The 25,311-nt window shown below is 72.1% G+C and carries 13 protein-coding genes; 6 read left to right on the top strand and 7 right to left on the bottom strand.

Annotation, left to right across the window (positions count from 1 at the left end; genetic code table 11):
- Positions 1-322: 322 nt before the first annotated feature.
- Positions 323-5,326, top strand: a complete 5,004-nt coding sequence (locus ACIQZN_RS05040) for an NAD-glutamate dehydrogenase (RefSeq protein WP_403988496.1) — start codon at positions 323-325, stop codon at positions 5,324-5,326.
- A gap of 196 nt (positions 5,327-5,522) precedes the next feature.
- Here the strand turns inward: ACIQZN_RS05040 and ACIQZN_RS05045 are convergent, their stop codons facing one another.
- Positions 5,523-6,293, bottom strand: coding sequence for an ABC transporter ATP-binding protein (locus tag ACIQZN_RS05045; protein ID WP_403988498.1), 771 nt, complete (start codon positions 6,291-6,293; stop codon positions 5,523-5,525).
- A complete protein-coding gene (locus ACIQZN_RS05050) occupies positions 6,286-7,224 on the bottom strand; it encodes an ABC transporter permease (RefSeq protein ID WP_403988500.1) in 939 nt (312 codons plus the stop codon). Before ACIQZN_RS05050 ends, ACIQZN_RS05045 begins: the two co-directional genes overlap by 8 nt.
- Positions 7,225-7,382: 158 nt before the next feature.
- Here ACIQZN_RS05050 and ACIQZN_RS05055 point away from each other — a divergent pair, with 158 nt between their 5' ends.
- From ACIQZN_RS05055 to ACIQZN_RS05075, 5 genes are all read left to right on the top strand, one after another.
- Positions 7,383-8,006, top strand: coding sequence for a TetR/AcrR family transcriptional regulator (locus tag ACIQZN_RS05055; protein WP_403988502.1), 624 nt, complete (start codon positions 7,383-7,385; stop codon positions 8,004-8,006).
- Between the two features lie 206 nt (positions 8,007-8,212).
- Positions 8,213-11,746, top strand: a complete 3,534-nt coding sequence (locus ACIQZN_RS05060) for a CDP-glycerol glycerophosphotransferase family protein (protein ID WP_403988504.1) — start codon at positions 8,213-8,215, stop codon at positions 11,744-11,746.
- 156 nt (positions 11,747-11,902) lie between these two features.
- Positions 11,903-13,120 (top strand): glycosyltransferase family 39 protein, encoded by a 1,218-nt coding sequence (locus ACIQZN_RS05065; protein WP_403989145.1) that lies wholly within the window; start codon positions 11,903-11,905, stop codon positions 13,118-13,120.
- 41 nt (positions 13,121-13,161) lie between these two features.
- The gene (locus tag ACIQZN_RS05070) at positions 13,162-14,676 is read left to right on the top strand and encodes a methyltransferase domain-containing protein (RefSeq protein WP_403988506.1); all 1,515 of its coding nucleotides are present in this window, start codon (positions 13,162-13,164) and stop codon (positions 14,674-14,676) included.
- Between the two features lie 70 nt (positions 14,677-14,746).
- Complete coding sequence (locus tag ACIQZN_RS05075; protein ID WP_403988508.1) at positions 14,747-15,121, top strand: hypothetical protein; 375 nt, start codon at positions 14,747-14,749, stop codon at positions 15,119-15,121.
- Positions 15,122-15,184: 63 nt separating this feature from the next.
- On the opposite strand, the gene ACIQZN_RS05080 is transcribed toward ACIQZN_RS05075, so the two are convergent.
- From ACIQZN_RS05080 to ACIQZN_RS05100, 5 genes are all read right to left on the bottom strand, one after another.
- On the bottom strand, positions 15,185-17,341 hold the full coding sequence (locus ACIQZN_RS05080; RefSeq protein WP_403988510.1) for a CDP-glycerol glycerophosphotransferase family protein: 2,157 nt from the start codon (positions 17,339-17,341) through the stop codon (positions 15,185-15,187).
- 310 nt (positions 17,342-17,651) lie between these two features.
- A complete protein-coding gene (locus tag ACIQZN_RS05085) occupies positions 17,652-18,527 on the bottom strand; it encodes a carbohydrate ABC transporter permease (protein ID WP_403988512.1) in 876 nt (291 codons plus the stop codon).
- A complete protein-coding gene (locus ACIQZN_RS05090; protein ID WP_403988514.1) occupies positions 18,524-19,939 on the bottom strand; it encodes a carbohydrate ABC transporter permease in 1,416 nt (471 codons plus the stop codon). The genes ACIQZN_RS05085 and ACIQZN_RS05090 overlap by 4 nt, the downstream gene beginning before the upstream one ends.
- Before the next feature lie 4 nt (positions 19,940-19,943).
- Entirely contained in the window at positions 19,944-21,314 is a 1,371-nt protein-coding gene (locus ACIQZN_RS05095) for an ABC transporter substrate-binding protein (RefSeq protein ID WP_403988516.1), read from the bottom strand.
- Positions 21,315-21,602: 288 nt separating this feature from the next.
- Positions 21,603-25,001 (bottom strand): FHA domain-containing protein, encoded by a 3,399-nt coding sequence (locus ACIQZN_RS05100; RefSeq protein WP_403988518.1) that lies wholly within the window; start codon positions 24,999-25,001, stop codon positions 21,603-21,605.
- Positions 25,002-25,311 lie beyond the last annotated feature (310 nt).

The following is a 25,311-nucleotide window of genomic DNA, read 5'->3' on the forward strand; positions in this document are numbered from 1 at the left end:
CAGAGTGTCAAATTTCGCGGCCTTCTTTTGTACACATCCGGATCGTGACGGTCACCGGTGCGGGCGAGATAGCCTGGTCCCGTGATCAGCGCGATATGCCTCGGGGGCAGCGAAGCCCCCGGCCCGCGCCCGGAGCGCCACCGTGCCCGGGCTGCCTCGGCTGATCCCTCCCGCCCGGACCGGCCGCAGGAAACGGCCGATACGGTCCCGGCGGTCTCTCATCGCGGCATAGCGTCGACCCCGACCGGAAACCCCGCGTCGTGGCGTTACGCCGACCTTTTCACCTACGTCACGCAACGGCGCGCGACAGGAGCCAGAGGACATGCAGACCAAGCTGGACGAAGCCAAGGCCGAGCTGCTCGCACGGGCCGCCAAGGTAGCTGACAACAGCCCGGGCGGTGGTGTCGGCGGGCCGGGCGGTGCCCCCCGGGTGCACGTCGCGTCCGCCGGGGCCGACGGCTCGGGGGCCGGGCAGGAGCAATCCCGCCAGGACGTCCTGCTCTCCTACCTCCAGCGCTACTACCTGCACACCGCCCCCGAGGACATCGAGGGCCGGGACCCGATCGACGTCTTCGGCGCCGCCTCCTCGCATTACCGGCTGGCCGAGGAGCGCCCCCAGGGCAAGGCGAACGTCCGGGTGCACACCCCGACCGTCGAGGAGAACGGCTGGACGTGCAGCCACTCCGTGGTCGAGGTCGTCACCGACGACATGCCGTTCCTGGTCGACTCCGTCACCAACGAGCTCTCCCGCCAGGGCCGCGGCATCCACGTCGTGATCCACCCGCAGGTCGTCGTCCGCCGCGACGTCACCGGCAAGCTGGTCGAGGTCCTGACCGACGGCACCCGCCGGAACGGCGGCAAGGGCCCCAAGGACGCCAAGGCGGGCCTGCCGCACGACGCGCTCGTGGAGTCCTGGATCCACGTCGAGATCGACCGCGAGACCGACCGCGAGGACCTCAAGCAGATCCAGCTGGACCTGCTGCGCGTCCTGTCCGACGTACGGGAGACCGTCGAGGACTGGGAGAAGATGCGGGGCGCGGCGCTCCGTATCGCCGACGACCTGCCCGGCGAACCGCTGGACGACCTCGCCGACGACGAGGTCAACGAGGCCCGGGAGCTGCTGCGCTGGCTCGCCGCCGACCACTTCACCTTCCTCGGCTACCGCGAGTACGAGCTGCGGGACTCCGACTCGCTGGCCGCCGTCCCCGGCACCGGACTCGGCATCCTGCGCTCCGACCCGCACCACACCGAGGACGAGGCGCACCCCGTCAGCCCGTCCTTCGACCGGCTGCCCGCCGACGCCCGCGCCAAGGCCCGTGAGCACAAGCTCCTCGTCCTGACCAAGGCCAACAGCCGGGCGACCGTGCACCGCCCCAGCTACCTCGACTACGTCGGCGTGAAGAAGTTCGACGCCGACGGCAACGTCATCGGTGAGCGCCGCTTCCTGGGCCTCTTCTCGTCCGCCGCCTACACCGAGTCCGTGCGCCGGGTCCCCGTCATCCGCCGCAAGGTCGCCGAGGTGCTGGAGGGCGCCGGGTTCACGCCCAACAGCCACGACGGCCGCGACCTGCTCCAGATCCTGGAGACCTACCCCCGCGACGAGCTGTTCCAGACCCCCGTCGACCAGCTGCGCTCGATCGTCACCTCGGTGCTCTACCTCCAGGAGCGGCGCCGGCTGCGCCTCTACCTGCGCCAGGACGAATACGGCCGCTACTACTCCGCGATCGTCTACCTGCCGCGCGACCGCTACACCACCGGTGTGCGGCTGCGGCTGATCGACATCCTCAAGGAGGAACTGAACGGCACCAGCGTCGACTTCACGGCCTGGAACACCGAGTCGATCCTCTCCCGGCTGCACTTCGTCGTCCGCGTCGCGCCCGGCAGCGAGCTGCCCAGCCTCACCGACGCCGAGGCCGACCGCATCGAGGCCCGCCTGGTCGAGGCCGCCCGCTCCTGGGCGGACGGCTTCCAGGAGGCGCTGAACGCCGAGTGCGGCGAGGAGCGCGCCGCCGAACTGCTCCGCCAGTACGGGCACTCCTTCCCCGAGGGCTACAAGGCCGACCACTCGGCGCGCGCCGCCGTCGCCGACCTCGTCCACCTCGAAGCGCTCAAGGAGAACGAGCGGGACTTCTCGCTCAGCCTCTACGAGCCGGTCGGCGCCGCCCCCGGCGAGCGCCGCTTCAAGATCTACCGCACCGGTGAGCAGGTCTCCCTGTCCGCCGTGCTGCCGGCCCTCCAGCGGCTCGGCGTCGAGGTCGTGGACGAGCGCCCGTACGAGCTGCGCTGCGCCGACCGTACGCACGCCTGGATCTACGACTTCGGGCTGCGGATGCCGCGGGCCACCGCCAACGGCGGCTACCTGGCCGACGGGGCGCGCGAGCGGTTCCAGGACGCCTTCGCCGCCGTGTGGACCGGCGAGGCGGAGAACGACGGCTTCAACGCGCTGGTGCTGAGCGCCGGGCTCGACTGGCGCCAGGCCATGGTGCTGCGCGCCTACGCGAAGTACCTGCGCCAGGCCGGTTCCACGTTCAGCCAGGACTACATGGAGTCCACCCTCCAGAACAACGTCCACACCACCCGGCTGCTCGTCTCGCTCTTCGAGGCCCGGATGTCGCCGGGCCGCCAGAGCGCGGGCACGGAGCTGACGGACGGGCTCCTGGAAGAGCTCGACGGGGCCCTCGACCAGGTCGCCTCGCTCGACGAGGACCGCATCCTGCGCTCCTTCCTCACCGTCATCAAGGCCACCCTGCGCACCAACTTCTTCCAGCACGCGGACGACGGCGAGCCGCACGCGTACGTCTCGATGAAGTTCGACCCGCAGTCCATCCCGGACCTGCCCGCGCCCCGCCCGGCGTTCGAGATCTGGGTCTACTCGCCGCGCGTGGAGGGCGTCCACCTGCGCTTCGGCAAGGTCGCCCGCGGTGGCCTGCGCTGGTCGGACCGGCGCGAGGACTTCCGTACGGAGATCCTCGGACTGGTCAAGGCGCAGATGGTGAAGAACACCGTCATCGTGCCGGTCGGCGCGAAGGGCGGCTTCGTCGCCAAGCAGCTGCCCGACCCGTCCGACCGGGACGCCTGGATGGCCGAGGGCATCGCCGCGTACCGCACCTTCATCTCGGCGCTCCTCGACATCACCGACAACATGGTGGCCGGCGAGGTCGTCCCGCCCAAGGACGTCGTCCGGCACGACGAGGACGACACGTACCTGGTCGTCGCCGCCGACAAGGGCACCGCGAAGTTCTCCGACATCGCCAACGAGGTCGCCGTCGCGTACGGCTTCTGGCTCGGGGACGCGTTCGCCTCGGGCGGTTCGGCCGGTTACGACCACAAGGGCATGGGCATCACCGCCCGGGGCGCCTGGGAGTCCGTCAAGCGGCACTTCCGCGAGCTCGGCCACGACACCCAGACCGAGGACTTCACCGTCGTCGGCGTCGGTGACATGTCCGGCGACGTCTTCGGCAACGGCATGCTGCTCTCCGAGCACATCAGGCTCGTCGCCGCGTTCGACCACCGGCACATCTTCATCGACCCGAACCCGGACGCGGCCACCTCCTACGCCGAGCGGCGCCGCCTGTTCGACCTGCCGCGCAGCTCCTGGGCCGACTACGACAAGGACCTGATCTCCGCGGGCGGCGGCGTCCACCCGCGCAGCGCCAAGTCCATCCCCGTCAACGCCCATATGCGCGAGGCGCTGGGCATCGAGGCCGGGGTCACCAAGATGATGCCCGCCGACCTGATGCAAGCAATCCTCAAGGCCCCCGTCGACCTCGTATGGAACGGCGGCATCGGCACGTACATCAAGTCCACCGCCGAGTCGAACGCGGACGTCGGCGACAAGGGCAACGACGCGATCCGCGTCAACGGCGCGGACCTGCGCGCCAAGGTCGTCGGCGAGGGCGGCAACCTCGGTGCCACCCAGCTCGGGCGCATCGAGTTCGCCCGGGACGGCGGCCGGATCAACACCGACGCGATCGACAACAGCGCCGGGGTGGACACCTCCGACCACGAGGTCAACATCAAGATCCTGCTCAACGGTCTGGTGCGGGACGGCGACATGACCGTCAAGCAGCGCAACAAGCTGCTCGCCGAGATGACCGACGAGATCGGGCACCTGGTGCTGCGCAACAACTACGCGCAGAACACGGCCCTGGCCAACTCGGTCGCCCAGGCGCCCTCCCTGCTCCACGCCCAGCAGCGCTTCATGCGGCGGCTCGGGCGCGACGGATACCTCGACCGGGCGCTGGAGTTCCTGCCCAGCGACCGGCAGATCCGCGAGCTGCTGAACGCCGGCAAGGGGCTGACGCAGCCCGAGCTGGCCGTGCTGCTCGCCTACACGAAGATCACGGCGGCGCAGGAGCTGATCGGGACCAGCCTGCCGGACGACCCGCACCTCCAGAAGCTGCTGCACGCCTACTTCCCGGAGCAGCTGCGCACGCGGTACGCCGAGGCGGTCGACGGGCACGCGCTGCGGCGCGAGATCATCACCACGGTGCTGGTCAACGACACCGTCAACAGCGGTGGTTCGACCTTCCTGCACCGGTTGCGGGAGGAGACCGGGGCCTCCATCGAGGAGATCGTGCGCGCGCAGTGCGCGGCCCGCGAGATCTTCGGGCTCGGTGAGGTCTGGGACGCGGTGGAAGCCCTCGACAACGAGGTCGCCGCCGATGTCCAGACCCGGATCCGGCTGCACTCGCGGCGGCTGGTCGAGCGCGGCTCGCGCTGGCTGCTGGGCAACCGGCCGCAGCCGCTGCAGATCTCCGAGACGGTCGACTTCTTCCGTGACGGTGTCGAGCAGGTCTGGGCGGCGCTGCCGAAGATGCTGAAGGGCGCCGACCAGGAGTGGTACCAGGGCATCCTGGACGAGCTGACCGAGGCGGGCGTCCCGGACGAGCTGGCGCAGCGCGTCGCCGGGTTCTCCTCCGTCTTCCCCGCGCTCGACGTCGTGGCGATCGCCGACCGTACGGGCAAAGAGCCGCTGGCCGTCGCCGAGGTGTACTACGACCTCGCGGACCGGCTGGGGATCACGCAGCTGATGGACCGGATCATCGAGCTGCCGCGGGCGGACCGGTGGCAGTCGATGGCGCGGGCGTCGATCCGCGAGGACCTGTACGCGGCGCATGCGGCGCTGACGGCCGATGTGCTGGCCGTGGGCAACGGGGCGTCGTCGCCGCAGGAGCGGTTCGAGGCGTGGGAGGAGAAGAACGCGGCGATTCTGGCTCGGTCGCGGTCGACGCTGGAGGAGATCCAGGGGTCGGATGCGTTTGATCTGGCGAATTTGTCTGTGGCTATGCGGACGATGCGGACGTTGCTTCGTACGCACGTCTAGGCTGCGCCGCGGTGGGTGGGCGGCTGCGGGTTCGTGGCCGCTCGCCCCTTTGTCCTCAATCGCCGGACGGGCTGAAAGATGCCCTCAATCGCCGGGCGGGCTGGGTGTGGCCGGACGGGCTGAAAGATGCCCTCAATCGCCGGGCGGGCTGGGTGTGGCCGGGCGGGCTCCGTTGAGCCTGCCCGGCGATTGAGGGCTACCGCTTCTTCGTGAAGGCTTCGTACTCCTTCATTACTTCCTTCGCCGGGCCGTCCATGCGGAGGGTTCCCGACTCCAGCCAGATCGCTCGGTCGCAGGTTTCGGTGATGGACTTGTTGTGGTGGCTCACCAGGAACACCGTGCCGGCCTGTTCGCGTAGTTCGAGGATGCGGGCCTTGCTGCGTTGCTGGAAGCGGGCGTCGCCCGTGGAGAGGGCCTCGTCTATCAGCAGGACGTCGTGGTTCTTCGCGGCGGCGATCGAGAAGCGGAGGCGGGCGCCCATGCCGGAGGAGTACGTGCGCATCGGCAGGGTGATGAAGTCGCCCTTCTCGTTGATGCCGGAGAAGTCCACGATCCCGTCGTAGCGCTCGCGGACCTCCGCGCGCGTCATGCCCATCGCGAGACCGCCGAGCACCACGTTGCGCTCGCCGGTCAGGTCGCCCATCAGCGCGGCGTTGACGCCGAGCAGCGAGGGTTGGCCGTGGGTGTGGACGCGGCCCTTCGACGCCGGGAGCAGGCCCGCGATGGCCTTCAGCAGGGTGGACTTGCCCGAGCCGTTGGAGCCGATCAGCCCGATCGCCTCCCCCTTGTACGCGGCGAAGCTGACGCCTCTGACGGCGTGCACCTCGCGCACCCCCGGGGCCTGCCGGCGCGAGGTGATCCGGCTCAGCGCGGAGGTGGCGCTGCCGCGCCCGGTACGGGCGCCGTTGACCTTGTACGTGATGTGGACGTCGTCCACGACGACGGTCGGGATCAGGGAATCAGCCACGTCCGTAACTCTCCTCGGCCTTCCAGAAGTAGACGAAGCCGCCCGCGCCGCACACCAGTGCCCAGCCGGCCGCGACCGCCCAGACGTGCGGGGGCAGCTGGTCCGCGCCGAAGCTGTCGATGAGCGCGAAGCGCACCAGATCGATGAAGACGGCCGCCGGATTCAGTTCGAGCGCCAGCTTCACCCAGTCCGGCACCCGGTCGCCGCGCAGCATCGTGTCCATGCTCCACATCACGCCCGAGGCGTACATCCAGGTGCGCAGCACGAACGGGGTGAGCTGGGCGATGTCCGGGGTGCGCGCGGCCAGGCGGGCCATGACCATCGAGATGCCGGTGTTGAACACGGCCTGGAGGGCCAGGGCCGGCACCGCGAGCAGCCAGGCCGGCTGCGGGTACTGCCCGAAGGCCAGCAGGATCAGGGCCAGCGCGCCCAGCGAGAACAGCAGCTGCTGGAGCTGTTGCAGGGCGAGCGCGATCGGCAGCGAGGCGCGCGGGAAGTGCAGCGCCCGTACGAGGCCGATGTTGCCGCTGATCGCACGGGTGCCCGCGGTGATCGAGGAGCTGGTGAAGGTCCAGATGAAGACGCCCGTGACCAGGAACGGCACGAAGTCGGGCACGCCGTGCTTCGTCTTCATCAGGATGCCGAAGATGAAGTAGTAGACCGTCGCGTTGAGCAGCGGGGTCATGATCTGCCAGATCTGGCCGAGCTTCGCCTGGCTGTACTGGGCGGTGAGCTTGGCGGTGGCGAAGGCCGTGATGAAGTGCCGCCGCCCCCACAGCTCCCGTACGTACGCGGGCAGCGAGGGGCGCGCCCCGCTCACGGTCAGCCCGTGGAGCGCGGCCAGCGCGGCGAGCTCGCCGGAGCCGTACACGGGCGGGGAGAGGGGCGGTGGGCTGTCCACCGGGGCCGGGGCTGTTGTCTGGCTCACCACGATCGCTTTCGACGGGAGGCGGGCAGGCGGGGGCACGGCGTACGGGCGGAGGAAGACGCGCCCGGCGACGGGACGGGACCGTATCGTCGCAACGCCGAGGGTAGGACGTACCGACGTCGGAACGCAACCGTTTCGTCGTCGCGGACTATGATTCGGCCATGACCACCGACCCCGGAAGCCGCCGCCGAGCCCCGGCGGGAGCCGCCGTCCTGCGCGAGGACGTGACCGACGCCATCCGCAGCGCGGTGTTCGCGGAACTCGCCGCGGTCGGGTTCGCCCGGATGTCCATCGAGGGCATCGCCCGCCGGGCCGGCGTCGGCAAGACCGCCGTCTACCGGCGCTGGAAGTCCAAGCTGCACCTGGTCCTGGACCTGGTCTCGGCCGTCGCCGCGCAGGGCATGCCCGCCCCCGCCACCGGCTCGCTTTACGGGGATGTGCGCGCGGTCCTCGAACTGGCCGCGTACGCCCTGCGCCACCCGCTGGCCTCCCAGGTCATCCCGGACCTGCTGGTCGAGGCGGCCAGGAACCCGGAGATCTCCGACGCCATCAAGGCCGCTCTGCTCGACCCGCAGCAGGGCGTCGCCGCCGTGGTGGTCCGGGACGCCGTCGCACGCGGCGAGCTGCCGCCCGGCAGTGACCCCGACCGCGCCCTCGACCTGATCGTCGGCCCGCTCTACTGGCGCCTCGCGGTGGTCCGGGGCGAGCTGCCCCCGGAGTATCTGGACGACCTCGCGGCCTCCGCAGTGGCGGCGCTCACACAGGGCGCGGACCCCGCCGGATGAATGCTCGCAGGGGTGTGCCAGCGTGCTTGTAGGGGTCACCCTTCGATCGGTTAATCTGGTGGGCGGGCCGCCCACCGGGCCTTCCGGGGCATGTGCACGGGGCGAGCACGGTGCAGGCGCAGTCACTCGTTCGGGACCGTAACCGGTGACCCCCGACCGCCTCTGCGGTTGAGCCCTACGGATAGCCAGGCCCTTGATGAACGGACGTGCTCAACATGCCGCCACGGCTCAGTGTCGTTGTCCCCGTCTACAACGTGGAACTCTTCCTGACGGACTGCCTGAAGTCCCTCGCGGAGCAGACCATGACCGACCTCGAGGTGGTGATGGTCGACGACGGGTCCACCGACGGCAGCGCCGCGCTGGCCGCCGAGTTCGCCGCGAGCGACGACCGCTTCAAGCTGGTCAGGCAGAAGAACGGCGGACTGGGCCACGCCCGTAACACCGGTTTCCGCAACGCGCACCCGGAGAGCCGCTACCTGGCCTTCTGCGACAGCGACGACATCATCCCGCCGAACGCCTACGAGCTGCTGGTCGAATCGCTGGAGGAGACCGGCTCGGACCTGGCGTCCGGCAACGTCCTGCGGCTGCGCGCCGGCGGCAAGCTGGTCCAGTCGCCGATGTTCCGCAAGCCCATGGCCACCACGCGCCGGCGCACCCACGTCTCGCGCGACCTGGACCTCCTCGGCGACCGCATCGCCTGCAACAAGGTCTTCCGCCGCTCCTTCTGGGACAAGCACGAGTTCGCCTTCCCGGTCGGCGCGCTGTACGAGGACATCCCCGTCGTGCTGCCCGCGCACTTCCTGGCCGGCTCCGTCGACATCGTCAAGGACCCCGTCTACTACTGGCGCGACCGCCCCGGCTCCATCACCACCAGCCGGGCCGTCGTCCGGGGTATCCACGACCGCGTCGCCCACGTCCAGGGCGTCTCCGAGTTCCTGGCGGAGAAGCGCACCCCCGCCGACAAGAACCACTACGAGGCGCACGCGCTGGCCAACGACCTCTGGTACTTCATGGAGGTCCTGCCGGACGGCGACCAGGAGTACCGGGACGCGTTCCTCACGTACACCAACAAGTTCATCGACCAGGTCGACCCCTCGGTGCTCGACGGGCTGCCGCTGCGCCTGCGCGTGATGTGGTACCTGGTACGCGAGCACCGCATGGACGAGCTGCTGGCGCTGCTCCTCCAGGAGAAGCGGGAGCCCGGCGCGTTCGAGGTCAGCGGCCTGCGCAAGCGCGTGGCCCACTACCCCGTGCTCACCCGGCCCGTGCCCGCGCCCGTGGCGCGCGTCGCCGACCGCGACCTGCCGCTCGCCGCCCGGCTGCGCGACGCCCGGTGGCGCGACGGCAAGCTGCACCTCAGCGGCTACGCGTACATCCGCAACCTGCCGGTCACCTCCGGGGCCAGTGAGTTCCGGATCGGCTGGCTGCGCGCCGGCCGGCGCCATGTCGTCCCGCTCCGGCTGCGCCGCACCGACGAGCCCGAGGCCACCGCCCGCTCCCGGCAGAGCCTGCACGACTACCACCGCGCCGGCTTCGAGATCTCCGTCGACGCCTCCAAGCTCCGCATCCAGGCCGACAGCGGCCCCAAGCAGCTCACCTTCCAGTTCCAGGTGGGCATCGCCCGGGGCGGCCTGCTGCGGCGCGCCTTCCCCTCGGTCCGCGAGGCATCCGTCGCGCCGCCCGTCCACCGCCCCGACGGCGACCACCGCATCGTCCCCGCCTTCGAGGGCGACAAGCTGGTGCTGCACTCCGAGCGCGTCGACGCCCGCTTCGAGACCCACGGCCCCGGCGAGCGGCCCGGCACCGTCAAGGTGTCCGGCGTGGTCCGCGCCCGCCTCGTCAAGGACGAGCTGACCCTGGTCCTGACGCACGGCGCCACCAAGACCACCGTCGAGGTCCCCGTCACCGTGGGCTCCGGCGCCGGGGCCGGCTGGAACCGCTTCACCGCCGAGCTGCCGCTCAGCGCGGTCGAGGAGAACCGCCCTGCCGACGAGGACGCCCCGAAGAGCGTCCCGTACAGCGTCCACCTGGTCGGCAAGGGCCTGAAGGCGTCGCTCGACGCCCCCGGCTCGGTCCACCCCGGCCGCTACCCGCTCGCCGACGGGCCGGACGGCGCCCGCCGCGAGCTGGCCCTCACCGTCAGCGCGCGCGGCAACCTGGTGATCGGCGACCGCCCCGTGCAGCCCGCCGTCGAGCTGGCCAGCTGGACGGACGACGGCCGGCTCTTCCTGGAGGGCACCTTCCCCGAGGACCCGGAGCGCCCGGTCGAGCTGGTCGTGCAGAACAGCGCCCACCGCGAGGAGCAGGTCTTCCCGGTCGAATTCACCGGACCCGAGAGCGCCCGCCGTTTCCGCGCCGAGCTGCGGCCCGACGCGGTGGAGGGACCGGGCGGCGCCGTGCCGCTCGGCGAGGGCAACTGGTACTTCTTCTTCCGGGACAAGGGCGCCGCCGACGAAAGCGGCGACCGCGCGCTGCGGCTCCCGGCCTCCGCCTTCCACACCCTGCCCGCCACCCGCACGCTCGGCGGCCGCGACTACACCCTGGAGCGCCGCTTCGGCGACCAGCTCCTCGTCGTCTCCGGCTCCGTGCTGAGCGCCGCCGAGCGCGGCCCGCGCGCCAAGCGCCTGCTGAGCGAGGCGTACGCGGCACAGCGCTCCGAGCCGCTGCGCGCCGCCGCGCTCTACAGCACCTTCGACGGCCGCCAGTACTCGGACTCGCCGCGTGCCGTCCACGAGGAGCTGGTGCGCCGGGGCACCGAGGTGGAGCACATCTGGGTCGTCCGCGACCAGCAGGCGATCGTCCCCGAGGGCGCCACCGCCGTCGAGCACGGCTCGGCCGCCTGGCACGAGGCGCTGGCCCGCAGCCGCTACGTCATCACCAACACGCAGCTGCCCGAGTGGTTCGTGCGCCGCGAGGACCAGACCGTCGTCCAGACCTGGCACGGCACCCCGCTCAAGCGCATCGGCCTCGAACTCGCGGGCACCGCCCAGGCGAACGCCGGGTACATCGCGACCCTCGCCGAGCGGGCCGAGCAGTGGAACTTCCTGGTCTCGCCGAACACCTTCTCCACCCCCGTCCTGCGCCGCTCGTTCGGCTTCGAGGGCGAGGTGCTGGAGTGCGGCTACCCGCGCAACGACATCTTCCACGCCCCGGACCGCGCCAAGGTCGCCACGGCGGTACGGGAGAAGCTGGGCATCCCGGCCGGCAAGCGCGTCGTCCTGTACGCACCGACGTGGCGCGAGGACCAGCGCCTCGGCGGCGGGCGCTACTCGCTGGGCCTCCAGCTCGACCTGGCCGCCGCCGAACGCGAACTCGGCGAGGACACCGTGCTCCTGGTGCGCCGTCACTACATGGTCACCGACCGGCTCCCGGACAGCGGTACGGGCTTCGTCAAGGACGTCTCGCGCTACCCGGACGTCGGTGAACTCATGCTCATCAGCGACGCCCTGGTCACCGACTACTCCTCGCTGATGTTCGACTTCGCCCAGACCGGGCGGCCGATGCTCTTCCACACGTACGACCTGGAGCACTACCGCGACACGCTGCGCGGGTTCAGCTTCGACTTCGAGAAGCGGGCGCCCGGGCCCCTGATCCCGGGCTCCGACGACCTGATCGCCGCGCTGAAGGATCCGGAGAAGGCCATCGCCGGACACGCCAAGGCGTACGAGCAGTTCCGGCACGACTTCTGCGACCTGGACGACGGCCGGGCCACCGCCCGCGTGGTCGACCGCATGCTGTAGCCGCCCCTGAGGGGGCCACGATGCCCGGCCGGACCGCACCGGCCGGGCATCGGCGTTTCCGGGGCCGGGCATCGGCCAGGGTTTACGCCACGGTGACGATTCGCTGCGTCGCATAGCGTCGCCGCCTTGCTACGTTCTGCTTTCATGGGTATCCGAATGTGGGGCGAAACGGACGCGCGGCGGGCCAGGACCGCCGTGCTCGTCGCGGCGACCGCAGGCCTCCTCACCCGCATGATCATCGCGGCCAACTCGCCCGGCCCCGCCGACGTGCGGATCTTCGCGGGGTTCGCGAAGGCCCTCACCGGGTACGGCCCCGTCCGCATCTACGCGCACCCGCTGCCCGGGCTCCCCGTCTACAACCACCCGCCGCTGGCCGGGTGGATGCTGCTGGGCCTGGACCGCCTCACCGAACTCGGCTTCTCCTTCGCCACGCTGATCCGCGTCCCCGCGTCGGCCGCCGACTTCGCCTGCGCCGTCCTCGTGTTCGAGATCGTCCGCCGCCGGGCCACCGTGCGCGCCGCGATGCTCTGCGGGATCGGGGTCGCCGTCAGCCCGGTGCTCATCGCGACCTCCGGCTACCACGGCAACACCGACGCCGTCGCCGTCGCCTTCGCGCTGGCCGCCGCCCACCTCCTGGCCGACCGGAAGGCGCCGCTCGCGGCGGGCGTCGCGGCGGCGCTGTCCATCAGCGTCAAGTTCATCCCGGTCGTGGTGATCCCGGCCCTCTTCGTGGCCGCGCTGCGCGGCGGGCGGCCGGTCCTGGTCCGCTTCGCCGCCGGGTTCGCCGGGGTCACCGCGCTCGTTTGGGGGCCGGCGCTGGTGATCGTGCCCATGGACCTGACGCACAACGTCCTGGAGTACGCGGGCGGCAGCTACCGGCTGTGGGGGCTCGTGCGGTTCGCGGACCTCCTCGGCCTGCCCGAGCCGGTCATCGCGTTCATGCAGGGCGGCGGCCACTTCCTCTTCGTGCTGGTCTGCGTGGCCGCGGGCGTCCGGCTCGCCTGGCTGCGGCCCGCCCAGGCCCCCGGCGTCGTCGCCGTCACGCTGGGCCTGCTGCTGCTCCTGTCCACCGCGTCCGGACTCCAGTACCTGACCTGGGCCGCCGCCGGGATGTTCGTGCTCGGCCCGGTCGAAGGGTTCGCCTACAGCGCGGTCGTCGGCCTGGTCGCCGTCCTCGGCTACAGCGGGCGGTCCGCCGTGCGCTGGAGCGAGCCCGTGCTGTACCTGGGCGCGGCCGGCTGGTTCGTCCTGGCGGCGGGCCTGTTCACCGGCGCCCGCCGCATCCTCGCCGCACCCCCGGACGCCATCCCCACCGAGCGGGCGCCGATCTCCGCACCCCGTACGGAATTCCGCTCCTGCTCCACCGTCGACTGATCCCGCAACCCTCGTCCCCGACCGCAACTGGAGAACGCCCCGTGAAGGAAAGCCCGAGCCCCAGGATCGGCATCCTGGTGGTCGCGTACAACGCGGAGACAACCCTGGAGAAGACCCTCGACCGGATCCCGGAGGACTTCCGGTCGCGGATCGACGAGATCCTCATCCTCGACGACGCGAGTCACGACGCCACCTTCACGGCGGGCTGCCGCTGGTCGCAGGCCGAGGGCATGCCCCGTACCGTCGTGATGCGGCACACCAAGAACCTCGGCTACGGCGGCAATCAGAAGGCCGGATACGCGCTGGCCGCCGAGCACGGACTCGACATCATCGTGCTGCTGCACGGCGACGGGCAGTACGCCCCCGAGTTGCTGCCCGAGATGGTCGCGCCCATCGAACGCGGCGAGTGCGAAGCCGTGTTCGGGTCCCGGATGATGACGTCCGGCAGCGCGCTCAAGGGCGGCATGCCGGTGTACAAGTGGCTCGGCAACCGCATCCTCACCCGGCTGGAGAACGGCCTCCTGGGCTCGGACCTCACCGAATTCCACTCCGGCTACCGCGCGTACAGCGTCGCCGCCCTCAAGCAGCTGCCGGTCGACCGGAACACCGATGCCTTCGACTTCGACACCCAGATCATCGTGCAGCTGCTGAACGCGGGCATGCGGATCAAGGAGATCCCCGTCCCCACCTACTACGGCGACGAGATCTGCTACGTCAACGGCATGAAGTACGCCAAGGACGTCGTCAAGGACGTCCTCGAATACCGGCTGGCCGTCAAGGGGTTCGGGACCTGCCGGTGGATCCCCAAGCCCGTCGAGTACGCCTTCAAGGAGGGCGACGGCTCCTCGCACGCGGTCATCCTGGAGAAGATGCGCGCGCTGCCCCCCGGCCGCGTCCTCGACCTCGGCTGCTCCGGCGGGCTGTTCGCCGAGCGGCTGGAGTCCCTGGGCCACGAGGTGACCGGCGTCGACTACGTGGAGGTGCCCGGCGTCCGCGACCGGTGCAGCCACTTCCACCTCGCCAACCTGGAGGAGGGGCTGCCCGCCGAGGCCGGGACCGGCTTCGACTACGTGGTCGCCGGTGACGTCATCGAGCACCTGTCCCGCCCCGAACGCGTCCTCGCCGAGGCGGCCGCCGTGCTGCGGCCGGGCGGCCGACTGCTGCTGTCCGTCCCCAACTTCAGCCACTGGTACTCCCGGCTGCGGGTCGCCGTCGGCGCCTTCGACTACGACCGCCGGGGCATCCTCGACGAAACGCATCTGCGCTTCTTCACCCGGGCCAGTCTGCGCCGCACCGTGCGCGCCGCCGGCTACGACGTCCTCGAACTCTCCTCCACCGGCGCGCCGTTCTGGTCGCTGCTCGGCCGGGGACCGCTCGCCGCCGTGCTCGGCGGGGCGTCGAGGCTGCTGACCCGCGTCCGGCCGACGCTGTTCGGCTATCAGCACGTCGCGCTGCTCACCCCGCACGCGGCCGAGACGATCATCGCTGGAGAGCACGTCGATGTACAGGACATCCTCAACCGACAGTACGTCCCCGCCGACCGGGTCGGTGTCTGAGGCGCCCCGCCCCGGAGCCGCGCCCGCCCGGACGGCCGAACCCGCCGCCCCCGCAGTCAGGAGCAAGTCCTTGACCCTCCCCAGTGTGCTGCTGCTCCTGTTCGCCGTGTTCTCGTCGGCGGGCGGCCAGATCATGCTCAAGCACGGGATGAAGGGCGCCGCGGCCGCCGCCGGGCGCGACGGCGGTTCCGTCGCCCTGCGTGCCGCGGGCAGCCCCTGGGTGGTGTTCGGGCTGCTGGTCTTCGCTGTGTCCGCGCTCGCCTGGATGACGACGCTGGCGAAGGTGCCGCTCTCCGTCGCGTACCCCTTCAACGCGCTCGGCTACCTGCTGATCGTGCTGGCCGGGGCGACCGTGCTGCACGAGCGGACCTCGCTGTGGACCTGGGGCGGCTCGCTGCTCGTGGTGGTCGGCCTGGTCACGGTCATGGCCGGTCAGCAACGCTAGCCGCGGTACGCCGAGGGGCCCGCGCCGGAACGTTCCGGTGCGGGCCCCTCGGCGTCGTACGGTCTAGGACTCCTCGCCCAGCAGCACGCGGCGCACCACGCGCTCGGAGGCGCGGCCGTCGTCGTACGGGCAGAAGCGCTCCTTGAACGCCTTGAGCAGCGCCTCGTTCTCCGGGCTGTTCCAGCTGCCGTCGGTGAAGATCGCCGCCAGCTCGTCCGTGTCCGTGGCCACAGCGCCCGGCGTCTCGCCCGGCTGCCCGGACAGCAGGTCGAAGACGACACCGCGGACCGTGCGGTACGTCTCCCAGTCCGGGGCGAGGATCACGATCGGGCGGTTCAGGTGGGCGTAGTCGAACATCACCGAGGAGTAGTCGGTGACCAGCGCGTCCGCCGCCAGGCACAGGTCCTCGACGCGCGGGTACGTGGAGACGTCGATGACCGACGCGTTCTCCGGGAGGCCCGAGCCGCCGTAGAAGTAGTGGGCGCGCATGAGGACCACGGTGTCCGGGCCGACGGCCGCGCAGAACCGGTCCAGGTCCAGGCGATTGGTGAAGCCCGCCTCGTAGTCGCGGTGCGTCGGCGCGTAGAGCACGGCGCGCTGGCCGGGGCGGATGCCCAGGTCCTCGCGGATCTTCGCGATCTGCTCCTCGGTGGCCGTCGCGAAGACGTCGTTGCGCGGGTAGCCGGTCTCCAGCGGGCGCGCCGCGCTCGGGTAGGCGCGCGACCACACCTCGGTGGAGTGCGGGTTGGCCGAGACGCTCCAGTCCCAGCGGTCCACGCGCTTGAGTAGCCGGTCGAAGTTGAGCCCCTGGGCGGCGGCCGGGTAGTTCTGCTGGTCCATGCCCATGATCTTCAGCGGGGTGCCGTGGTGGGTCATGACATGAATCTGGCCGGGGCGCTTGACCAGGTGGTCCGGGAAGTTGACGTTGTTGAAGAAGTACGTGGCACGGGCCAGCACCGACCAGTAGCGGCGGGTCCCGGGCACCACGTAGTCGATGCCCTTGGGCACCGAGTCCACGTTCTTCTTCGACACCACCCACACGCCGTGGATGTCGGGCGCCAGCTCCTTCGCCTTGCGGTAGATCGCCTCGGGGTTGCAGCTCACGCCGCGGTTCCAGTAGGCGGCGTACACGGCCAGCTTCGGGTCCAGGGGCAGCTTGCGCTGCGCCTTGTAGTAGCGCTTGGTGAACTGCTTCTTCGCCTTGGCGCGGGCCGTGCTGGGCGCGGCGCGCAGGCTGCGGCGGGTGGCGAGCGCGGTGTCCAGGGCGCCGAGCGCGGTGTACTTGCCGCCGCCCATCAGCTGCGGGCGCAGCCCCTTGGCGCCGCCGGGGAACGTGAAGCCCTCCGGGCGGTGCGCGCCGTGGAACGCGCCGACCGCGCCCACGTACTGCCGGCGGCGCTTGGTCACCGTGGGGTACGCGGTCAGCAACTCCTGCACGGCGCGGTCGAAGAGGAGGCCGCGCACGTCCTTCAGGGCCGGGCGCGCTTCCACGAAGGTCATCAGCGCGTCGTACGCCTCGACCAGCTCCAGCGGGGTCGAGCCCGTCCGGGGCTCCACGTCGTCCACGAGGCCGGGCAGGTAGCGCTGCTGGCGGTGCTCGACGCAGGCGGTGCCCAGCGTGGCCACCGAGGCCGCGACGGCGACGGTCGCCAGCGCGTACATCCGCTCGCCGTGCGGGCCCGGGCCGAAGGTCACGGTCTCGCGCTCCAGGACCGCGCGGCGGACCGCCCGGTTCCAGGAGACCGGGGCGATGTCCAGCAGGTCCGGGCGGGTCGCCAGGGTGAACGGGCCCTCGGGCATGCCGTCCAGCTTCTGCAGGGACCGGGTCGAGCGGACCTTGCCGCGGAAGGGGCGCTTCTGGTGGCCGAAGAGCAGCACGTCCGGGTCGCCGGCGGCGTCCAGCCGGTCCGCGACGGCCTGGAGCGCCTCGGGCAGGAAGACGTAGTAGCCCTCCAGGAAGAGGACGTACTCCCCGGCGGCCTCCTCGATCCCGGCGTTCCGGCGGCCGTGCGCCCCGGCGCCCGGCTCCAGGTGCACGGCCCGGACGCGGCTGTCGCGCGCGGCGAACTCGTCCAGGACCACGCCCGAGCCGTCCGGCGCGCCGTCGTCCACCCCGATGACCTCGATGTCCGTGAACGACTGGGAGAGCACCGACTCCAGGCACTCGCGCAGGCTTCCTCGGGCGCGACGGACGGGGATGATGACACTCAGCCGGGGCATACGGACTCTTTCTCGGACTGTGCGTACTGGGAGAGCACACAGCGTACTGGGGCGGGCTCCGCAGGACGGGTCAGGGGGCGGGCAGGCGTACGAAGGCCGAAGAGACGGGCGCGTCGGGCCCGTGAGCGGTCGACCGCGCGGCTGATGAAGGCCCCACTTATCATACTACCCGGGACAGTAAGTGAACCTTGGGCAATTCGGGGCGTGCCGGTCCATGACGGACGCCTCCGAAGCCCGTGATCCCGGGCACCACACGGCTGCGGGGCACCCCCGCCGGCCGGCCGGAGTGCCCCGCGCTGTGACGTACCCGCTACTTGACCGCCCCCGCCATCACGCCGGAGACGAACTGGCGCTGGAAGGCGAAGAACACCGCGAGCGGGATCACCATCGAGACGAAGGCGCCGGGCGCCAGCACGTCGATGTTGTTGCCGAACTGGCGCACCTGCTGCTGGAGCGCCACCGTGATCGGCGGCGATCCGGAGTCCGCGAAGATCAGCGCGACCAGCATGTCGTTCCAGACCCACAGGAACTGGAAGATCCCGAGCGAGGCGATCGCAGGACCGCCCAGCGGCATCACGACCCGGGTGAAGAGGCGTATCTCACCCGCCCCGTCCAGCCGCGCCGCCTCCAGCAGCTCCCGGGGGATCTCCGCGAAGAAGTTGCGCAGCAGGAAGATCGCGAACGGGAGCCCGAACGCGGTGTGGAAGAGCACCACACCGAGCGTCGTCTCGAAGATCCCGATCTCGCCGAACAGCTTCGACACCGGGATCAGCGCCACCTGTACGGGGACCACCAGCAACCCCACGACCAGCAGGAACCACCAGTCGCGGCCGGGGAAGTCCATCCAGGCGAAGGCGTATCCCGCGAGCGAGCCGATCACCACGACCAGGACCGTGGACGGCACGGTGATCATGATGGTGGAGAGCAGTGAGTCCGTGATCGCCGAATTGTCGAGCAGCCGGGAGTAGTTGTCGACGGTCAGCTCGGAGGGGGCGGTGAAGACCTGCCACCAGCCGGTCGACGCGATCTTGTCCGGGCTGCGCAGCGAGGACAGCAGCAGCCCGATCGTCGGCATCAGCCAGAACAGGGCCACCAGGACCAGGACGACCCGCATCACGCCGCCGCCGGCCCGTGCCGCGATCCGCGCGGCCGGCGACCGGGTCGCCGTCGCCGAGGGTGTCGTCATCGGCGCCCCTCCTTCCGTATCCGCCTGATGTTGAAGAGCATCACCGGGATCACCAGTAGCAGCAGGAGTACGGCGATGGCGCTGCCGACCCCGAGATCCGCGTCCGTGCCGAACGAGGACCGGTACAGCTGGAGCGCCAGTACGTTGGCGTCGTCCTGGGACGAGCCCGGCGCGATGATGAACACCAGGTCGAACACCTTCAGCACGTTGATCATCAGCGTGACGAGCACGACCGCGAGGACCGGCGCGAGCATCGGCACGGTGATCCGGCGGAACACCTGCCACTCGTTCGCCCCGTCCACCCGGGCCGCTTCGAGGAGTTCACGCGGCAGCCCGGCCAGGCCCGCCGCGATCAGCACCATCGCGAAGCCCGCCCACATCCACACGTAGCTCCCGATGATCCCGGGCGTCACGAGCGTCGGGCCGAGCCAGTCCACGCCGTTGTACGGCTCCCTGAAGTTGGAGGCGGGCAGCCGCAGTTCGGCGCCGTCCGCCGAGGCGGGCAGCGTGAACGTGCCGTCCGCCGCCGCCTTGGCGGTCGCGACGACCTCGCCGCCCTTGACGGCCTCCACCTTCAGGCCCTTGAGCCCGAGCTCCTTGGCGTCGATGACATTGGGCTTGCCGCCGCCGCCCTTGGTGAAGTCCAGCCACGCGGTGCCGGTGACCGCGCCGTCCCCGGCCGCCGCCGGGGCCTTGGCCGGTTGCGCGTCGCCGGGCATCTTCGCCGGGAGCACCCCGACCAGGGGCAGCTGGACCGGCTGCCCGGCGTGCACGGTCGTCTTCGTCACGAAGGTCCCGCCGGCCGCAGCCTTCAGCGGGGCCACGGGCAGCGGATGCGCCTTGGGGAAGCCCGCGGACTCGGCGAACGTGTCGTGCACGCCCACCCACACCGCGTTGGCGACCCCGCGCTCCGGCGCCTGGTCGTACACGAGCCGGAAGATGATGCCCGCCGCCAGCATGGAGATCGCCATCGGCATGAAGACGATCAGCTTGAAGGCCGTGCCCCAGCGGATGCGTTCGGTCAGGACCGCGAAGATCAGCCCGAGCGCGGTGGAGACCGTCGGTGCGAAGACCACCCAGATCGCGTTGTTCTTGACCGCTGTACGGATGGTGTCGTCCGTGAACAGCGTCTTGTAGTTGTCGATGCCGGCGAAGCCCGTGCCCGTCTGGTCGAAGAACGACCGGTAGACGGAGTACACGATCGGGTACACGACGAGCGCCCCGAGCAGCACCAGCGCGGGCAGCAGGAAGAGCCCCGCGATCACCCGGCGGGTGCCGGTCACGCTCCGGGGCGTGCGTCCCGGGGTGCCGGCCGGGGCGGCCTTTCTGGGGGCGGGCACGCGTGGCCCGCCGGACCGTTGCCTGTCGGCGGGGAGCGCCTCGTCGGCGCCCCCCGCTGCCGCTGTCGTCATGCCGTCAGCTCTTGTACGCCTTGGCCGCGTCGGACTCCAGCTTGGCTTGAGTCCCCGCGATGTCCTTCGGGTTCTTCAGGAAGTCCTGGAGGATCTTCCACTCGCCCTTCCCGGGCGTCCCGCCGAACGACTGCGGCGCCTGGTCGGACATGTCGAACCGGACGGCTTCCCCGGCCGCGATCAGCGCCTTCGCCATCGTGCGCTGCACGTCGTTCGGGTACGCGGCGGGGTCCAGGGTCTTGTTCGGTGAGATGAACCCGCCCTGCTCGGCGGCGATCTTCGCGGCGTCCGCGGAGGCGAGCCAGGTCAGCAGCGCCTGGGCGCCCTTGCCGTCCTTCAGCGCGACGGCCGCGTCGCCACCGGTCACCACGGGCGACTCGGCGCCGACCGCGGGGAACGGGAAGACCTTGGCGTCCGTGCCGATCTTCGCCTTCGTCTGCGCGATGTTGACCCCGACGAAGTCGCCCTCGTAGACCATGGCGGCCTTGGGCTGGTCGCCGCCGGTGAAGGTCTGGGTGACCGACGCCGGGAACTCGGTCTGCAGCGCGCCGTCCGCGCCGCCCGCGATCAGGGACGGCTTGCCGAACAGCTGGGCCAGCGTGGTCAGCGCGTCCTTGACGGACGGGTCCGTCCACTTGATCTTGTGCTGGGCGAGCTGGTCGTACTTCTCCGGGCCGGCCTGCGAGAGGTAGACGTTCTCGAACCAGTCGGTGAGCGTCCAGCCGTCCGCGCCGCCGACCGAGACCGGGGTGACACCCGAGGCGGACACCGTCTCGGCGGTCGACAGGAAGTCCTTCCAGGTCTTCGGCTCGCTCGCGCCCGCGTTCTCGAACGCCTTGGTGTTGTACCAGACCAGCGACTTGTTGGCGGCCTTGAAATACACCCCGTACTGGGTGCCGTCCACCTTGCCGAGGTCCCCCCAGACCTCTGCGTAGTTCCTGCCCAGCTCGGCCCGCGCCTCGTTGCCGACCGGCTTGGCCCACTTCTTCGCCACGGCCTGCTGGATCGCCCCGACCTGCGGGATCATCGCCACGTCCGGCGGCTGCCCGCCCGCGATCTTCGTACCGAGGAAGTTGATGATCGGGTCCTGCGCCGGGACGAACGTCACCGTCGCGCCGGTCCGCTTCTCGAACTCCTTGAGGACCTTGACGAAGTTGGCCTGCTCCGGACCCGTCCAGACCGCGGCGACAGAGAGCTTCTCACCGTCCAGTTTCGGTAAAGCGACACTCGGCGTGGAGTCCTCGCCCGTCGTGGCGCCGCCGTCGTCCGGCTTCTTGTCCCCGCCGTCACCGTCACCGCCGCAGCCGGTGAGGGCCAGCGCGCCGATGGCGGTGAACACCACGGCCGCTCTGCGAATCCGAAGGGTTGTGCGCATTGCTGCCCCGTCTCTCTGTCCGCGTGCGCCCACCGGGGCGCCGGATCGGGTCGGGAAGCCAGCGCTGCCGGTCGTGCGTCACGTCGTCGTGTGCGCACAGTCCTATGCCCGGCGTTCCGCTGTCGCAATACCGCCCTCGGTCTCAAATCCTTGATCGTGATGCCCTCGTGACGTCGGGTCAGTGCAGGTATCCGGCCATTGGGGGACGATCGGGCCGCCCCGTCCCGGCCCCGGTCGGGGGCTTTCGAGGGCGGCTCCGGCGTGACTCGGGCGCGGCTGGGCCGGCTTTCAGGTGGACAGGGGCGCGAGGGGGAGTGCGTTGACCGAACGCGCCGCCCGTTCCAGGGCGCTGGCGAGCAGCGCGAGGTCCGTCGGCCCGTTGCCCAGCTCGCGGACCGGGCGGCGGGTGGGCGGGTCGCCCATCCGCTCCCACTCCAGCGGGACGACCGTCGGCCGCAGCGTCGCCGTACGCGGGATGCGCCCGGTCACCCTGCCGCCCTGGAACGGCGTCACCCGCCCGTCCGGATGCCCCAGCCGCCCCCGGCCCGGCGCCGGTTCGTCCGGCGAGGGCGGGACCGCGGGCGGATCGAGCACGATGCGCAGCCGCGCGCCGCGGGCCAGCTCCGTGTCCTCCGTGCGGTCGGGGCGGGCCGAGGCCGCGACCAGGTGGATGCCCAGCCGGCCGCCGTCCCGGGCCACCGCCTCCAGCGCCCGCACCACCGAACCGGCCGCCGGCCGGCCCGGGCTCCCGAGCGCCGGGGCTATGAGCGCGTCGTAGTCGTCCACGAGCACCACCAGCCGGGGCAGCGGGGACGGGCCCGGGTCCACGGGGCGGCCGGCCCCCGGGCGCAGGCGCAGGGTGCCGCTGAGGGGGGCCTCGATGTCGCCCCGCTGCTCGGGGATCGGCGCGGCCGGGGGCGCGTCCTCGTGGCGGCTGTGCCACGCGGCGAAGTCGAGCTCGCCGAGCAGTTCGGCCCGCCGCTTCACCTCGCCGCCCAGTGCCTGGGCGAACTCCCGCATCCGGACCGGGTCCGAGGCCACCAGGTGCGTGAACGCGTGCGGCAGCTCCGTGCACGGCCCCAGCGACTCGCCGCGCTCGCCGCCGGCCCCGTCGACCAGCACGATGCCCAGCCGGTCCGGTCGGGCGGCGGCCGCCAGCGACGCCGCGACGGCCCGCAGCAGCTCGGTACGCCCGCTGCCGCCGGGGCCCTCGATGAGCAGATGCGGCCCCTCGTCCGCGAGATCCACGCTCACCGGCCCGCGCGGTCCTGCCCCGAGCACGACGACGGGCCGCCCTGCATGCACGGCCGGCCGCGCGACGGTCCGCGTGGCGGTCTGCGTCCCCCCGGCGCCATCACCGCGCGCGACGACCTGGGGCGCGTCGCCGCCACGGGGGCCGCTGACGCGGGGGCGGGCGGGGGAGGGGTAGGGGGTGCGGCCGGAGCCGGTGGTGGTGCTGTCGGGGTACGGGGTGCGGCCGGAGCCGCTGGTGTCGGTGCCGGGGTACGCCGTGCGCCCCGAGCCCGTCGTGGTGCTGTCGGGGTAGGCCGTGCGGCCGGAGTCGCCCGTGCCGGTGCCGGGGTACGGGGTGCGCCCCGAGCCCGTCGTGGTGCTGTCCGGGTACGCCGTGCGCCCCGAGTCGCCCGTGCCCGGGTACGCCGTGCGGCCCGAGCCCCTCGTCGTCGTGGACGGGTACGGCGTGCCGCCCGAGTCCGGGGCCTCCGACGCCGTGCGTTGCGCGCCCACCCGGGGCGCCGCGCGGTCGTCCGCCGTGGACGCCCAGCGGGCCATCAGGGAGGCCGGGGTGGCGCGGGCCAGGCCCAGTTCGTCCAGGAGGCGGGCGGACGGGGGGAGCGCCACCGGCACCTGGCGGCCCGGCAGTGCGGCCGACCCCTCCGCGCGCAGGGGTGCCAGCGCCCGGGCGAACCGCTGCGCCCAGTGCGCCGACACCGCGTCCACGGAGGCCACCGTGCCGTGGCCCGCCGCCCGGCCGCCCGCCGTGCGCAGCAGCCGCAGGGCCGTCGCCACGTCACCGCTGAGCATCCCCACCGCCCCGCACTCGCGGAAGGCGATCGACGCGTGGCAGGCGGCCTCGTACGTCGCGGCGACCGGTGAGGTGGGCGTCGCGGCCGGGGTCTCGGCCAGACAGATCAGATGGACGCCCGCCGCCGCACCGGCCGCGGCCAGCCGGGCCGTGTTCTCGCGGAGGACCGCCGCGCCGGGGTCGCCGTCGAGGATCACCACCGTGAACGGGCCCTCGTGGCTCCGGGCGGCCTCGGCGACCGCGGCCGGGTCCTGGCTCGCCCAGCCGGGGCCGAGGGGCCCGTCGTCCAGCCGGCGGACCAGCTCGGCGGTGCGGGCGAGCGCCTGGTCGCGGTCGTACGCGACGAGCAGCCGACAGTCCTGGCCGTGCATCGGGCGCAGATGGGGCAGCCAGCCCAGCCAGGCCCACTCGCGCCGCCGCTCCTCCGTGGTCCGCGCCCGGTCCGTGCTGATCAGCACGATCTCCAGGTCGGCGGGGGAGTGCAGCGCGGCCAGCTGGGCCACGGCGGACCGGGCGAGCCCGGACAGCCGCTCCCGGGGCCCGGCGAGCCCCAGCGAACCGGCCTCGCGCAGGCTCACGGTCACCGGCACGGCGGGCAGGTCGGCCCGGTCGGTGGTGCCCAGCCGGACCACCAGCGCCTCCGGGTGCGCGGGGTCGCGCTCCCACAGGCGGGGGCCCGGGCCGAGCGCGGTCAGCAGGACGGCGGCCGGATCGGGCCAGGTGCCCTCGGGGGCCGTGGGCAGCGAGGCGAAGGTGTCCGGGACGGGCGGGAGCGGCTCGGCGGGGGCGCTCGCGGGCTCCGGTTCGGCCCGGGCGCCCTTGAGCCGGCGGGCCCAGGCCCCTATGCCGCCGCGCCGGGGCGCCTCCTGCTCGGGGAAGCGGCCCGGGTGCCCGGCGGAGGACCCGGGCCGGGACCCGGCCCCGGGGTCTTCGGGGGCGGGCCGGTCGTGGTCGGGCCGGGCGGCCTCGGGGGAGGGGGCGGCCGTCGGGGCCGGGACCCGGGCCACCCGGAGGTGGCCCTCGCCGTCCGGGGCCGTCGGCAGCACCGGCGGACGCGCGCCGGAGGCGAGCCGCAGCGTCGACTCGCCGAGCCGCAGCAGCGCCCCCGGGGCCAGCCGGACCGGGCGGTCGTGGACCTCGGCCCCGTCCAGCGAGGTGCCGTTGGTGGAGCCCAGGTCGGCCACCGCGACCCGGCCGTCCTCGGAGACCGTCACCTCGCAGTGCAGCCGGGAGACGTCGGGGTCGTCCAGCGGGACATCGGCCTCGGCCGAGCGGCCGACGCGGACCGTGCCGCCGTGCAGCAGATGGACCCCGCCCGCGTCGGGACCGGCGACCACCTGGAGCTGGGCGGGGACCGCGTCGTCCCCGGTCTCGTCCTCGCCGGGCGCCTGGAGCGAGAGCACCGCGCCGTCGACCAGAGGCGGCTCACCGAGGGCGCAGCGCTGCGCGTCCAGCCGCTCCCGGCCCGCGAAGAGCACCACCGCACCGCTGCCGAGGGAGCCGTCGGGACCGGCGACGGCCATGGCCAGGCCCGAGGCGACGGAGGCCAGCGCCGTCCCCGCGGGGGCGGTGACCAGCACGTCGCAGGCGCGCGCCGGGGTCTGGCCGCTGGGCGGCGCGAGGACGGTCAGCCGGATCTGCATCGCCGTCAGCGGTCCCTTCTGCGCGCGGTGCCGGCCGGGGGAACGCCCTGTGATTCCCCCCACCCGGCACGGACGCGTCGTCCGGTACAGGTTCGTCACGCACCGCGAGGCTCCCGACCGCGCAGTCGTGCTCCAGGCATCCTCGCACCTGCCACTGACAACACGCCCGGCGGTCATCAGTTAGTGATCTTGAAACGTCTGCTGTGGCCCCAAAAAGTGCGGCATGACCGTTTCCGGGCACACGCCCTGGCAACCATCCGCCCCGGAAGGACGTCTTCCCCCGGTACCCGGACCCGGCCGCCCTTCCCCG

Source organism: Streptomyces sp. NPDC097595 (genome assembly GCF_044761525.1).
Lineage (GTDB): Bacteria > Actinomycetota > Actinomycetes > Streptomycetales > Streptomycetaceae > Streptomyces > Streptomyces drozdowiczii_A.